The sequence below is a fragment of the Corynebacterium sp. HMSC061H03 genome (assembly GCF_001838215.1).
Taxonomy (GTDB): domain Bacteria; phylum Actinomycetota; class Actinomycetes; order Mycobacteriales; family Mycobacteriaceae; genus Corynebacterium; species Corynebacterium jeikeium_D.
Genome location: NZ_KV836077.1, coordinates 63,586 through 77,463 on the forward strand (window position 1 = coordinate 63,586; position 13,878 = coordinate 77,463).

Below are 13,878 nucleotides of genomic sequence, written 5' to 3' on the forward strand. Positions count from 1 at the left end.
CAAAAAGCCGAAAAACAAATAGCGGGTTAAGTAGCAAAAGTGTGTCCGCTCGGCGCGTCGCCGGGTGGGCACACTTTTTGCTACTCAGCCCTACTTAGCCCCAATGTGAGTAGCTGACTGCGTTTATGGCTGGCGGCAGCGGGCCAATGTGAGTTACTGACTGCGTTTATAGCAAAAATTGCCCGAAAAATGGCTTGAAAGTGCTATAAACTTACACAGTTTCACATTTGCAGCCCGTTGTGCCAACAAAGCCCCTACACAAGCCGGGCTACTTCTTGGCCACCACCGGCTCAATTGGGTTACCTCGCCAGGAGGTGTGCGCAGGAACATGGTCACCGCGCATGACGAGAGAACCGGGCTCGACGCGGCAGCCGTCGTCAAGCACAGATGCCGGCAGTGCGACTGAGTGCGGTCCCAGCACGGAGCCGTGTCCGATGTGGACGGTGTCGAGCGTCATCACACGGTCGGTGAACAGGTGCGTCTGAACGACACAACCGCGGCCGACAGAGGCACCCCGCGCGATGGTGACCAGGTCGGTCTCGGGCAGCCAGTACGTCTCCAGCCACACGCCGTGGCCGACGTTCGCGCCGAGCAGACGCATCGCGCGTGCGATACCGCCGGTGGCCATCGCCGGGTTCAGGTACCACGGCGCGGCGACCATTTCGACGAATGCATCCTGCAGCTCGTTGAGCCAGACGAACTTGCTCCACAGCGGGTGATCACCGGGCTTGTGCTTGCCGACGCACACCCACTTGGCCACGACCGTGACCAACAGCCCCAGCACACCAACAATCAGCAGCACGGCAGGGGAGAGCAGCCACGCGACCACCAGGCCGAGCAGGGCAGCGTTGACGCCACCTGCAGTGACCAACTCCGCGGTGAACATGCCAATTCCCTGCAGACTAAACAGCGTGATTGTCGCCAGCATGAGAGAGACCATCGGTGCCAGGACGCGCAGCGTCTCCACAATGCCGCGGGCGACCTTCAATCCCGTAGTCGGACGGTAGGTCTGCGCCGACTCATCGCTGGAGACGGTGCCCACGCGGCGCATGCGCTCTGGCGGCGAACCCCACCAGTTGGAGCCGGACTTGGTTTTCTTCGGGGTAGAGGACAGCACGGCCACCAGCGAGTTCTTCGCCAGCTTGCGTTCTGGAAGCGTGATGCCGGAGTTGCCCAGGAAGGCGCGCTTGCCGATGCGGGAGTCGCCCACCAGCAGCCAACCACCGCCGAGCTCGTAGCTGCCGACCATGGTGTCGTCAGCCAAGAAGGACTCGTCCTTGACGTGCAAGAACTTCGGAATACCGATCGCGGTGGAGACTTCGCTGTCGTGACCAATTTGGGCGCCCAGTGCACGCAGCCAAAGAGGAGTCAGCATGGAGGCGTAGATGAAGAACAGGTCATGACGAGCAGCGTCCATCAGACGAATTGTCGCCCAGGACTGCCAACCCACGCGCGAACGCACCGGGAACACTCCCGGCTTCAGGCCGATGCTGAACAGGCGCACGAGAATCAGCGTCAGCAGGGCATACACCGCTACACCGACGAAGGTGGCGGGAATAGCCCACAGCACGGCGCTTCCCAGCGTTGGCCAGAGATTCGAGGTGGCTAGCTCGGTGGTGCCGTCGATAAGCCCCGTGCCCCAACCGATGACAGCAGCCATCGCGACCGCAGCGGACAGCGGCACCAGTGTCAGCAAGACAGCGGTGAGACCGTAGATAGCCACCCAGTGGCGGCGAGCCGGCGGAACTTCCTCCGGGAAGCGGTGCTTGGACCGACCGACCTTGCGAGCCGGGGAACCCGACCAGCGCGCGCCAGCCTTGACCTTCTTCTCACCGGTGACGGTGGAACCCGCCTCGATGTGAGCGTCATTGCCAATACGCGCGCCGGGCAGCAGCGTTGAACGGGCACCGATGCGGGCGTGCTTGCCAATAGTGACCTCGCCGACGTGGACGACATCGCCATCGACCCAGTATCCGGACAGGTCTACCTCCGGCTCGATCGAGCAGTAATCATCCAGTTTGACCAGGCCCGTCACCGGCGGCAGCGCGTGCAGATTCACGCCCTTACCAATGCGGGCGCCCAGCATGCGGGCGTACCACAGCACGAACGGAGCACCCGCTACTGAGTGGGCACCGGAGCTCTCTGCCAGACGTTCGGCCGCCCATAGTCGCAGATGTACCGAACCGCCACGCGGGTAATCACCCGGGGTGATGTTGCGCGTGAGCAGGCGTGTCGTCGCCGCGTTGATGGGCATGACCCCCAGCGGGGTCAGGAACAACACGGCCAGTACGGCCACCAACCAGCCTGGTAGTGTCAGCGGCCCGCCGATAACCCAGTTGATAATCGCAAGCCACGTTACCCAGCGCATGCCACGTGCCCACTGCAATGGCACCATGAGGCCCACCTGGGCCCAACGGGTCTTACGGGAGACAGGCGTCGGCTCGGGCACCTTTTCCAGATGAGCGGTGGGGTCGCTGGTGTCGTCGGCAAGCATGTCGTCGCTGATGAAACCGCGCGCGACCAGCTCTTCAGCGAGATTGCCCAGGCGCGGGTGGTCGTAGAGATCGCGCACGGCGACCTGCGGGGCGCGCTGGCGAATGCGCGCAATGACGCTCGCCGCCGCCAAGGACGTGCCGCCCAGGGCGAAGAAGTCCGAGTCCGCGCCGGGCGCAGGTACGGACAGCACGTCCGCCCAGATGTCGGACAGCCACTTCTCTACAGGGCTCAGCTTGTCGACGTCGCCCTCACCCGCACGTGCAGGCAGTGGCCACGGCAACGCCGCCTTGTCGACCTTGCCGGAGGTGCGAACCGTCAGCTCATCCATGATGTGCAGGCGTGGCACCATCGCGGCTGGCATGGCATCGCGGAGAGTATCCATGCACTTGTCGTAGTCCATGGCTGCGGCGTCGCCACCGGCGCCGACGTAGCCGACCAGGATGGAGTCGCCAGCACCGGTCTTCTGCACCACGACAGTCGCCTGAGTAGCGCCAGGGAGGGCAGCCAGGTGCGCCTCGACCTCGCCGAGCTCAATTCGCCGACCGCCGATTTTCACCTGATCGTCGACGCGGCCGGTGAAGTACAGTCCGTCTTCGTCCATGATGACGTGGTCGCCGGTGCGGTACGCACGCTCCCAACCGAGGGCTGGCAGCGGTGCGTACTTCTCGGCGTCCTTCTCCGGGTCCAGGTAGCGTGCGAGTCCCACGCCGCCGATGACCAGCTCGCCCTTGGTGCCCGGTGGGACGGGGTTGCCCTCTTCGTCGATGACGGTGAGGTCCCAGCCGTCCAGAGGAAAACCGATGGTCACGGGCTTGCCGGGCCTCAGCTCGATGCCGGAGGCCACGACGGTGGCCTCGGTGGGGCCGTAGGTGTTCCACATTTCGCGCTCTGGGGTGGACAGGCGCTCGACCAGCTCTTGCGGGCAGGCCTCGCCGCCAACGATGAGCAGGCGCACGCTGTCGAGCGCCTCGGCGGGCCACAGGCCGGCCAGCGTCGGAACTGTGGAAACAGCGGTGATGTGGCGGGAAATCAGCCATGGGCCCAGGTCCACGCCGGAGCGCACCAGCGAACGCGGAGCCGGCACCAGGCAGGCACCATTTCGCCAGGCCAGCCACATTTCCTCACAGGAGGCGTCGAAGGCGACGGATAAGCCGGCGAGAACGCGGTCATCCGGGCCGAGCGGTCCTTCCGGGTGGTTGGCCAAGAACCAGCGGGCCTCCGCATCGACAAAAGCGGCGGCGCTGCGGTGGGTGACCGCCACGCCCTTGGGCTTGCCGGTGGAGCCAGAGGTGAAAATAATCCAGCAGTCATCGTCAGGAGTGGGCTCCTGCGAGATGATCTCGCGTGCGCTCGGCGGCGTCGGTTCCGTCTCTTCCTCGTCGGAGTCGGCGTCGGAGTCCAGCGGGCGGGGGCGATTACGTGCCGTGGAGCCAGCCAAATGCAGGCCTTCAGCATCGAAGTAACCGGCGATACCGGCCTCGCCGAAGACCATTTCTGCACGCTCGTCGGGGTCATCCGCGTCCACCGGAACGTAGGCGGCACCGGCGGCCATGATGGACAAAATTGCCAGGTAGAGCTCGCGGCTTCCCGACGGCATCCGCACACCAATGCGGTCGCCGCGACGGATGCCCTGTTCGTACAGCCACGTAGCTGTGGAATCAATCTCGTTGATCAACTCCGCATACGTGACGACAACCTCGCCGTCATCGATGGCCTCAGCCTCGGGGAACCTTCGCGCGGTCGCCCGGACAATGTCAATGAGTGTGCGCTCAAGCGGCTGTTCCGTAGCGCGTAGGAACTTCGCTTCAGTGGTTGTCACTTGAGAGCCCCCTTCTTATTCTTCTTCTTGCGCTTTTTCTTCTTCGACTTCTTACGTTTAGGACGCGGGGCATCGCTTGACGACGTCGCCTGCGTCTTATTCTCCGCCATGTCCTTGGTGTCTGTCTCAGTGGCCGTGACCTCTGGGATAGCGGCCTCGGGGTTCTTCGCGCCGGCATCGGTTTCGGGGCTTGCAGCGGAGTCGTCGGCAAGCGATGCAAGCAGCGCGCGTACCTCGGGTGCGCATTCGGCGACGGCGGCGCGCTCGGCTCTGCGGAGTGAGCGTCGCAGAGATGCGCGGGTAGTGTTGCCCGTTTCTGTCAGTGCGATGAGCTGGCGGCGACGATCCTTGGAGTCTCGGGTGCGCTCGACTAGATTTGCCGACTCCAGAGAGTCAATCAGGCGAACCATGTCCGAGCGGTCCATGCCGAGCAGCGCGCTCAGCTCGGTTTGAGCCATGTCGCCGCCATCGGCGATGGCCTCCAGAACCCAATAACCGCGGATGGAAATCGACTCAATCTGAGTGCGGCCAAGAGCCGCGTTGACGCTGGCACGGACAGCCGCATCGAGCTGTGCCAGGCACCAGGACGCGGATTTGCGCAGGGCGGCCGGTGCGACGGCGGGTTCGCTTGCGGAGCCGGGCTTGCACTTGGACTTAGCGCTGGCCTTGTTTTTGGCTTTCGCTCCCTTGCGAGCCTTCTTCGCCTTGGTGCCGCTCTGTGCGTCGACAGCAGACACCTTCGCGTCTACGTCGGCTGCCACACCACCGCTGGTGTCGGCTGAGTCCGCCGAGGAAAGTACGGATGAATCAGACATACTTCCCATACTAGACAATCTGGGGAACCGTCAATAATGGGACATGGCCAACTAATAATGTCCCTGTTTGCCTGCGGATTGTTAGAAGGTCTGTGCTTTGGGGTGGGTAGATAAAAGAAAAACTGCCCTGCGGGTAGGCAGGGCAGTTGTAGTTGGTTTAGTTGGCCTTCTCCATTGGGCGGCCGAAGTGCTCCCAGTCGATCATGCCGCCGGTGATGACGATGGTGTCGATACCGTTCTTCTCCAACCAGGAAGAAACCTGAGCGGCACGTCCACCGGAGCGGCACATCAGGTAAATGTCGGAATCCAAATCCAGCTCGCCGTAGCGGGACGGAATCTCTTCCATGGGGATGTGAACGGCGCCGGTGGCGTGGCCGTCATCCCACTCCATCTGTGAGCGGACGTCAATGATCTGTGCGTCTTCGGGTACTTCGGATACGTTTACGGTTTCCATAGTGCGCACTATACGCAATCTGGCCTTATCGCCGGAAGCACAAAGGCCGCCGGAGGAAAACTCCGACGGCCGTAGCGCTGAATCACGGGAACTGCGTCAAAGGTGCGAGCCCCAGAAAGGGAGATTGGCTAGCGCAATTCTTACTTGTGGCTCTTACTTGTGGCGCTCGATAGCCTCAGCCAGGATGCGCTCAGCCTCAGCCTTGTCGCCCCAGCCCGAACCGGAAACTTCCTTGCCCGGCTCCAGGTCCTTGTAGTGGACGAAGAAGTGCTCAATCTCGTCCTTGGTGAACTGGGAAACATCGTCGATGTCCTGGTAGTGGTCGAAGCGGACATCATCCAGGACGCACAGCAGCTTGTCGTCGCCGCCGGCCTCGTCGGTCATCTTGAAAACGCCGAGCGGACGAGCCTTGACAATAACGCCCGGGAAAACCGGCTCCGGCAGGATCACGAGAGCGTCCAACGGGTCGCCATCCTCGCCGAGGGTTTCATCGATGAAGCCGTAGTCGGCCGGGTAGGCCATTGGGGTGAACAGGTAGCGGTCGAGGTAGACCTTGCCGGTCTCGTGGTCGACTTCGTACTTGTTGCGCTGACCCTTCGGGATCTCAATAGTGACCTCAACGCTCACGGCGATGACTCCTTATAATCGGTGTACACTTCTCTGACGGCTATCTTATGCGAAACCCGCTCAAAACCGTTTATTTGTGCACCTTAAGTGAGGTTTTGTTTTCAGGAAGAAGGTGTTTGTGACCGTGGGTAGTACCGACTCTGACAGCTCCAAAACCGCCGCTAAGGGCACGCAAAAATCGCCCAGTTCCGTAAAATCCGGCAAATCCAAGAAGTCGCGCGGACTGAAAATCGGCGGTGCCATCGCCGGTGTTCTCGTTATCGCAGCGGGCAGCGGCGTAGCGGTTGTCGTCAATAACAATCGTCAGATTGTTGTCGATGCACCGCCCGCGGTCAGTCATGTCTCTGCTCCTGTGACGGCGGCGCAGTCTTCGCTTGACGACGGCGCTCTGGCCCAAAAAGTCAGCGCCATCATGGACGCTGCTGCGGCCGATCCAGCCTTCGGTGAGCTGCATGGAATTGTTAGCGATGCTACTACCGGCCAGAAACTGTGGGGGATCAATGACACCGCGGTGGCCATGCCGGCGTCCAGCATGAAGATTCTCACTGCGGCTGCCGCACTGTTGGACTTAGGTGAAGATCATCGGGTTTCCACCCGCGTCTCCCGGGTTACGGGGACTAACGACATCGTTTTGCACGGCGGGGGTGACCCCACCTTAAGCAAGGACGGGGAAGGGTTCTTCCAGGACTCGGCTTCAATCGCTGAGTTGGCGAAAAAGATTTCCGTGGTCATTCCGGAGGGGGTCGGCAAGGTTTATCTCGACAACTCTCTATTCACCGAGAGTTTCCACGAGACCTGGGAGCGTGCGGGGCTGGAGGACGGCTACATCGCACCGGTGGAGTCGGTGATGATGGACGCCGGTCGTATCGATCCGACGAATGAAGAATCGCAGCGCAGCGCCACGCCCGCCGCGGATGCCGCTGATGCACTGGCCAAGGCGCTTGGTGCGGAAAACGGAGGCAGCCTGAGGGATGCGGCCAAGGATGGTCAGTCACTGCCTCTGGATCCAGACCCCGTCGCGCTCGTGCAGTCGGCACCGCTGGTTACCCGTGTGCACGAGATGATGAACTATAGCGACAACGTGCTTGCCGAGTCCATTGCCCGTGAGGTGGCTATCTCTCGCGGTCTGCCGCCGACCTTTGAGGGGGCCGCACGTGCCGTGCGTGACACTCTCTCGGAGCACGGTTTTCCTCTCGATCGCGCGGTGCTGTCGGACTCCAGCGGCCTGAGCACGGATAACCGTATTTCTCCGCAGCATCTCTCCGAGGTGCTTAATTCGGCCGCGGGTCCGGTGGAATCGGCCGAGCAGGGGGGACTGGCGGAGTCGCAGGAGTCGTCGGAAAGCACTGCGTTGCGGTTGCGCCCACTGTTGGACAGCCTGCCGGTGGCGGCAGTGTCCGGCACTCTGGCGACGCGCTTTGCTGGTCAGTCCGGGGCGGGCATCGTCCGTGCGAAGACAGGCACGCTGAATAAAGCCTCGGCGTTGGCGGGATATGTGGTGACGAAGTCGGGGCAGGTGCTGACGTTCGCACTGATTTCCAACGAGGCGAGCCTGTTGCCGGCAAGAGCTGCGTCCGATAAGGCAGCGAGCGCCCTTGCGGATATCTAAACTGAGATTCATTTGCCACTGAAAATAATTTGAGGAGATGAATCCGCAATGGCCTCTCACACTTCCGCGATTAGGAATTTGCCAACCGTTCGCGAGATTGCCGCACAGGTCCGCGAGGGAAAGCTAAGCCCCGTGGACAGCGTGCAGCGCAGTCTCGACGCTATCGCCAGACTGGATGGAGGGATTCATGCCTTCCGCGAAGTGTGGGCGGATAGGGCTCTGCAGGCTGCGCGGGAACTCGAGCAAAGCGAGAAACTCTCGGAGTTGCCGCTTGCAGGTGTGCCATTTGCGCTGAAGGAAAACACCGCTCTAGAGAACCCGTTTGTCCAGCAGTTGACTAGCGCCGGTGCAATCGCGGTGGGAACTACGGTGAATCCGCAGTTCTGTACGTGGGGGACGACGACGCTGCCGGGGCTGGCAGTCGATAATCCGATTCTGCCGGGGCACACTCCGGGTGGGTCCTCCGGTGGATCCGCAGCGGCTGTCGCCGCTGGGATGGTTCCGTTTGCGCAGGGCAACGACGGCATGGGGTCACTTCGTATCCCTGCAGCGTGCTGCGGGCTTTCGACTCTGAAGGCGACCCCGGGAACAATGCCGGGGCGCGTGGGCGGCAATGACTGGTACGGAATGTCTGTCCAAGGGGTGCTCACAGTCAATAACGATGACTTGCGCCTGATCACCAAGATCCTCACAAATGGCATGGTGGATGCGGAGGACCCGGCGAAGACCCTGCCTGAAAACTTCGCAGTCAGCGTGGACACCACTGCGCCCGTATTCGGTTTGAAGGCTGCACCGGAGTACGTCGATGCGGCACAACAGGCGGCGAGAGTATTCGCGGACAAGGGCTTTGCCGTCTCGGAAAAGAACATGCCGTACCCGCTGAACCCACTGCCGATGCTCGCGCGCTGGACTGCGGGGGTGGCGGATCAGCTTCGCGACGAGCCGCGCCCTGATCACCTGGAGTGGCGCAATCGAGTCCACGCCGGCATTGGTCGCTTGCTGCGTTTCACAATCAATGGCCGCCAAGTGGCACGCGATGGCGCTCGCATCGAGCGTGAGCTACCGGGTGACACCATCTTGATTACCCCGGCTCTGGCCAAGAACCCACCGCGAATCCGCGCGTGGCATCGCATGCCCTGGATTGTGAACCTGCTGTCCAATCTGCGTTTCACTCCCTACGTCTCGACGTGGAATTACCTGGGATTCCCGGCTGGCATCGTTGTGGAACCGACCTCTGGGTTGCCGGTGCAACTGATTGCGCGCCCGACCCAGGAGCGAATTCTGCTTACCGCGATGGAAACCATCGCAAGTGGTGGGCGCGTTGGCTAGACCTTTTTGGCCGGACCGCAGCCCTCATTTCCTCATCATTCGGCACGCTGTCCGCGCGATAGTGCAGCAGGTGGGGCAGGAATTGGGCAGCGGTGTCGTCATTGGGCTTTCCGGTGGTGCGGATTCGCTGGCCCTGACCGCCGGGGCCTGTGCGGAAGCTCTCGGGCCCAAGGGTGCGCTGGCCGGCCGCAAAGTCCACGCCGTCGTAGTTGATCATCAGCTTCAGCAGGGCTCTGCAGAAGTTGCCGAGCGCGCCGCCCACATTGCTCGGGGGATGGGGGCTACGGCCGAGGTTATCGCGGTCGATATCAACAACAATTCCGACCGTGGTCCCGAATATGAGGCGCGTTTGGCACGACACGCAGTGCTACGGGAGGTCGCCCAATCTCGAGGTGCGGCGCTGATGCTCGCTCACACCTTGGACGACCAGGCGGAAACAGTTTTGCTGCGGCTGGCCAGGGGAGGCGGTCCGCAGGCGCTGTCCGCCATCCGCGACAACCTCACGTGGTCTGACGGGACTCGGATTCTGCGCCCGCTGCTCGGTGTGCGACGCTCAGATACTCAGCTCTGCTGCGAAGAGCTGGGCTTGAAGGTGTGGCACGACCCGCACAACCATGACGACCATTACGCCCGCGTCCGGGTTCGAAAGACGATTTTGCCGCTGCTGGAGCAGGAGCTGGGTCCGGGAGTTGCGGAAAATCTCGCTAAGACTGCGGCGATTGCAGCAGTCGACAATGACTTTTTGGACGCTCACGCCGAGTCGGCTCTGCATGCGCTGCTGGGGGAGGAAGTGGCGTCGGCAAGCGGGAGCCTGTCTGTGCGAGGGGTGGCTGAGCTTGACGACGCCATCGCGGTGCGCGTCCTCGCGCGTTGGTTGAGGCAGGCGGGTGCGGAGCCCAGTAGTAAACAAATCGACATGGTGATGGCGCTCGTGCACCGCTATCACGGACAGGGCGAAGTGCCGGTGACCCGAGGTCGCGATGGTGCCGACAGAAATGCCAGGTTGGTCGTTGAGCGAAAAGATGGCACTCTACAATTGGTAATGAATCGTCCCGCGGTGCCTTAAGAAGGGTGCCGCAATCCAACTTCCGGCGGCTGAGAACAATCGGTTGCCATAACCCTGAACTTGCACTGGGGCAGTTACGCTCCATCGACACGCCGCCATAGAAGTGCGGAAAGGAAATGCGATGCATGATGTGAAGGATTTCAACGTCCCCGCAAACCCCTACGGCGATGAGGTAGAGGCAGTTCTCATTGGCGAAGAGGAGCTGCATGCTCGCATTGACGAGATGGCGCATCGTGTGAATGAGAAGTACAAGGATGCCGACAGCGATCTGATTCTGGTCGCAGTGCTGAAGGGCGCGGTGTTCTTCCTGACTGACTTCGCCCGTCAGCTCAGCATTCCCAGCCAGATGGAGTTCATGGCGGTTTCCAGTTACGGAAACTCCACCTCGTCGTCAGGCGTGGTGCGTATTTTGAAGGACCTGGATCGCGATATTGAGGGACGCGATGTCGTGATTGTCGAGGACATCATTGACTCCGGCCTGACCCTGTCCTGGTTGATGAAGAACCTGCGCAACCGTAATCCGCGCTCCCTGGAGGTCATTACGCTGCTGCGTAAGCCGGAGGCTGTGCGCACCAGCCTGGATGTTGCGGATGTTGGCTTCGACATTCCGAACGAGTTCGTCATCGGTTACGGCCTGGATTACGCCGAGCGCTACCGCGATTTGCCGTACGTCGGCACGCTTCACCCGCGCGTTTACCAGGGCTAGGTCTGTCTTCGGCGCTTATTGCACAGTGCCGATGCTTGACGACGGGCATTGCGCGCTTACCCTCCCGCAGTTCTAGCTGTCTTCTAGCTGTGAAAAGTAGGAGTTGGAAACTTTTTTCGGTTGCGATGCGTTATGCCTACTGTGGGGTCAGGTGCCATGAGCCCTGGCCCCACGTTGTGTCATTGATGTGTCTTCGAGAAGAACTCGTTGATGCGTACAATTAATAAAAGCAACTAATAGATGTAGAGAGCGAAAAGCGAACCCACTGTATGGACAAGAAAAAGGTGTTCCGGTTTGCCACCGTTGCCGGCATCATCCTGATTATCCTCTTTGCTATTACTCAGCTGGCGGATGATTCCCGGGAATACCGCGAGGTGGATACGTCCGTTGCCCTGACCCAGTTGGATAAGGGCAATGTCACGGAAGCTCAGATCGACGATCGCGAACAGCGAATTCGCCTCACCCTGAAGAAGGGCGTGGAGGTCGAGGGCACTGAGGACGTCACGAAGGTGATGACCAAGTACCCAGCGCGTGCGACCGACCAAGTCTTTGACAAGGTCACCGCCGCCGAGGGCATGGAGAAGTTCGATACCAAGGTCACGCAGGATTCCTTCCTGATGTCCACCTTGGGCTTCCTGCTGCCGATGGTGATCTTCTTCTTCGTCATCATGTACTTCTTCAGCCGCATGCAAGGCGGCAAGAACGGCATGTTCGGCTTTGGTGGCAACCGCGCCAAGCTGCTGAACAAGGAGACCCCGACCAACACGTTCGAGGATGTTGCTGGTGCCGATGAGGCCGTCCAGGAGCTCGACGAGATTAGGGATTTCCTGCAGCACCCAGCTCGCTACGAGGAGCTCGGCGCGAAGATTCCGCGTGGTGTTTTGCTCTACGGTCCTCCCGGTACCGGTAAGACCTTGCTGGCCCGCGCCGTCGCTGGTGAGGCAGGAGTGCCTTTCTACACCATCTCGGGTTCGGACTTCGTTGAAATGTTCGTCGGTGTCGGTGCCTCTCGTGTCCGTGACCTGTTTAATCAGGCCAAGGAAAACAGCCCGTGCATTATCTTCATCGACGAGATCGACGCCGTCGGCCGCCAGCGTGGTGCCGGCATGGGCGGTGGTCATGATGAGCGTGAGCAAACCCTGAACCAGCTGCTGGTGGAGATGGATGGTTTTGGTGATCGTCAGGGTGTGATCATCATGGCTGCGACCAACCGTCCGGATATTCTCGACCCGGCGCTGCTGCGTCCGGGCCGTTTTGACCGACAGATTCCGGTGGGCGCACCAGACCTGAAGGGCCGCGAGGCAATTCTGAAGGTCCACGCCCGGAACAAGCCGCTTGGACCGGATGCGGATCTGACGTCGCTGGCGAAGCGCACCGCCGGTATGAGCGGTGCTGATCTGCAGAACGTGCTGAATGAAGCTGCGCTGCTGACCGCTCGCGTCAACGGCAACATCATTACTGCGGATGCGCTGGAAGAGGCAGTCGACCGAGTTATCGGCGGTCCGCGCCGTACCTCCAAGGTGATTTCCGAGCAGGAGAAGAAGGTCACCGCCTACCACGAGGGTGGCCACACCCTGGCTGCGTGGGCGCTGAAGGACATTGAGCGTGTTTACAAGGTCACCATCTTGGCTCGCGGTCGCACTGGTGGACATGCGCTGACCGTCCCCGAGGACGACAAGGGCATGTATAACCTGCCAGAGCTCTTTGCCCGTCTGGTCTTCGCCATGGGTGGTCGCGCTGCCGAGGAGCTGGTTTTCGGACTGCCGACTACCGGTGCTTCTGCCGATATTGAGCAGGCCACCAAGATTGCTCGCGCCATGGTGACCGAGTACGGCATGTCGCCGGAGCTCGGCCCGGTGAAGTACGGGGAGGAGCAGGGCGACCCGTTCGTTGGCCGCGGTGGCAGCGGCTCTCTGGACTACTCTCCGGAGGTGGCAGCAACCATTGATCAGCAGGTTCGTTTGCTGATCAATAAGGCTCATGACGAGGCCTACGCCATCTTGAAGGAAAACCGCGACACTCTCGATGTTCTGGCTGAGAAACTGCTGGAGAAGGAGACTCTGCGTCGTCCGGATCTGGAAGTTATCTTCACCGATGTCGTTCCCCGTGAGCGCCTGAACTTCTTCGATAGCGACACTAAGCACCCGGCCGATGGCCTCGAGCCGGTGAAGACACCGGTGGAGTTGGCAATCGAGCGCGGCGAGGAACCGCCGAAGCGTGTCAACATCTTCGCGCCGGTGCGCCGCCGCGAACCAGAGAACCAGGACGCGGGCAACAACGGCAATGGTCAGGGGCCGGCAGGCTCCGCTGGTGCCGGTAATGCTAGTGTCCCGGGTCTGCCGGGCGCCCAGCAGGACCGACCGAATGTTCCGGTTTACGGTGGCACCCCACCGCCGGCTGGTTGGACCGCTCCAGGTTGGCCGCCGAAGGATACCGGCAGCACGCACGGTTCGGCTCCCGCACCGGCACCGGCGCCTGCGCCGACTCCTCGCCCGGAGGGGCAGAACCAGCCGGGTTCGCAGGAAGGCCAGGGCAACGCGCGTGGCCAGCACCCGGGCACTGCTAACTACCCGGCAGGTGCGCCGGACTTCGGCTCGAAGGCAACCGGTACTGGTAGCAGCGGTGGCAACGGCCCCGCGAATATCCCTGCCCCTCCGAAGATGCCGTGGGACAGGCAGGGCGGACGTCACCGCCAGGACAACTCTGGCAGCGATGCCACCCCGACTACGGTGATGCCGTCGGCAGGACAACAGCAGGAGCTGCGCGGATTCCGCCTGCCGGATAACGAGCAGCCGGAACACACAGAACGTCCGGAAAACCCGAAGAACGCCGACAACTCCGATGACAAGGGGGCACAGATGCACGATTCGGATAAGGACGGCGTCGTCAAGCGAAACGAAGACAACAGCGCCTGGCAGGACAAGCCGGACACCAACGAGGAGCGATAAGTACACATC

Annotated in this window: 9 protein-coding genes; 5 read left to right on the forward strand and 4 right to left on the reverse strand. The window is 61.6% G+C overall.

Features of this window, described 5'->3' with window-relative positions; all coding sequences use genetic code 11:
* Positions 1-268 precede the first annotated feature (268 nt).
* From HMPREF2787_RS08160 to HMPREF2787_RS08175, 4 genes are all read right to left on the reverse strand, one after another.
* Positions 269-4,315, reverse strand: a complete 4,047-nt coding sequence (locus HMPREF2787_RS08160; protein WP_070858968.1) for a Pls/PosA family non-ribosomal peptide synthetase — start codon at positions 4,313-4,315, stop codon at positions 269-271.
* A complete protein-coding gene (locus tag HMPREF2787_RS08165; protein WP_070858969.1) occupies positions 4,312-5,130 on the reverse strand; it encodes a MarR family winged helix-turn-helix transcriptional regulator in 819 nt (272 codons plus the stop codon). Before HMPREF2787_RS08165 ends, HMPREF2787_RS08160 begins: the two co-directional genes overlap by 4 nt.
* 157 nt (positions 5,131-5,287) lie before the next feature.
* A complete protein-coding gene (locus HMPREF2787_RS08170) occupies positions 5,288-5,584 on the reverse strand; it encodes a rhodanese-like domain-containing protein (protein ID WP_016421494.1) in 297 nt (98 codons plus the stop codon).
* Between the two features lie 153 nt (positions 5,585-5,737).
* The gene (locus tag HMPREF2787_RS08175; protein ID WP_005510088.1) at positions 5,738-6,211 is read right to left on the reverse strand and encodes an inorganic diphosphatase; all 474 of its coding nucleotides are present in this window, start codon (positions 6,209-6,211) and stop codon (positions 5,738-5,740) included.
* A gap of 124 nt (positions 6,212-6,335) precedes the next feature.
* Here HMPREF2787_RS08175 and dacB point away from each other — a divergent pair, with 124 nt between their 5' ends.
* From dacB to ftsH, 5 genes are all read left to right on the forward strand, one after another.
* The gene (gene dacB / locus HMPREF2787_RS08180) at positions 6,336-7,820 is read left to right on the forward strand and encodes a D-alanyl-D-alanine carboxypeptidase/D-alanyl-D-alanine endopeptidase (RefSeq protein WP_246824253.1); all 1,485 of its coding nucleotides are present in this window, start codon (positions 6,336-6,338) and stop codon (positions 7,818-7,820) included.
* A gap of 48 nt (positions 7,821-7,868) precedes the next feature.
* Positions 7,869-9,149: an amidase family protein gene (locus HMPREF2787_RS08185; protein ID WP_070603920.1), complete on the forward strand. Its 1,281-nt coding sequence runs from the start codon at positions 7,869-7,871 to the stop codon at positions 9,147-9,149.
* A complete protein-coding gene (tilS, locus tag HMPREF2787_RS08190) occupies positions 9,142-10,215 on the forward strand; it encodes a tRNA lysidine(34) synthetase TilS (protein ID WP_246824255.1) in 1,074 nt (357 codons plus the stop codon). The genes HMPREF2787_RS08185 and tilS overlap by 8 nt, the downstream gene beginning before the upstream one ends.
* 121 nt (positions 10,216-10,336) lie before the next feature.
* Complete coding sequence (gene hpt / locus HMPREF2787_RS08195) at positions 10,337-10,921, forward strand: hypoxanthine phosphoribosyltransferase (RefSeq protein ID WP_016421490.1); 585 nt, start codon at positions 10,337-10,339, stop codon at positions 10,919-10,921.
* A gap of 269 nt (positions 10,922-11,190) precedes the next feature.
* Entirely contained in the window at positions 11,191-13,869 is a 2,679-nt protein-coding gene (gene ftsH, locus HMPREF2787_RS08200) for an ATP-dependent zinc metalloprotease FtsH (RefSeq protein ID WP_070858971.1), read from the forward strand.
* Positions 13,870-13,878 lie beyond the last annotated feature (9 nt).

Coding starts and splice junctions, on each gene's coding strand:
- HMPREF2787_RS08165 (WP_070858969.1), bottom strand. CDS start 5,130: ATGTCTGATTCATCCGTACTTTCCTCGGCGGACTCAGCCGACACCAGC.
- HMPREF2787_RS08170 (WP_016421494.1), bottom strand. CDS start 5,584: ATGGAAACCGTAAACGTATCCGAAGTACCCGAAGACGCACAGATCATT.
- HMPREF2787_RS08185 (WP_070603920.1), top strand. CDS start 7,869: ATGGCCTCTCACACTTCCGCGATTAGGAATTTGCCAACCGTTCGCGAG.
- hpt (WP_016421490.1), top strand. CDS start 10,337: ATGCATGATGTGAAGGATTTCAACGTCCCCGCAAACCCCTACGGCGAT.
- ftsH (WP_070858971.1), top strand. CDS start 11,191: ATGGACAAGAAAAAGGTGTTCCGGTTTGCCACCGTTGCCGGCATCATC.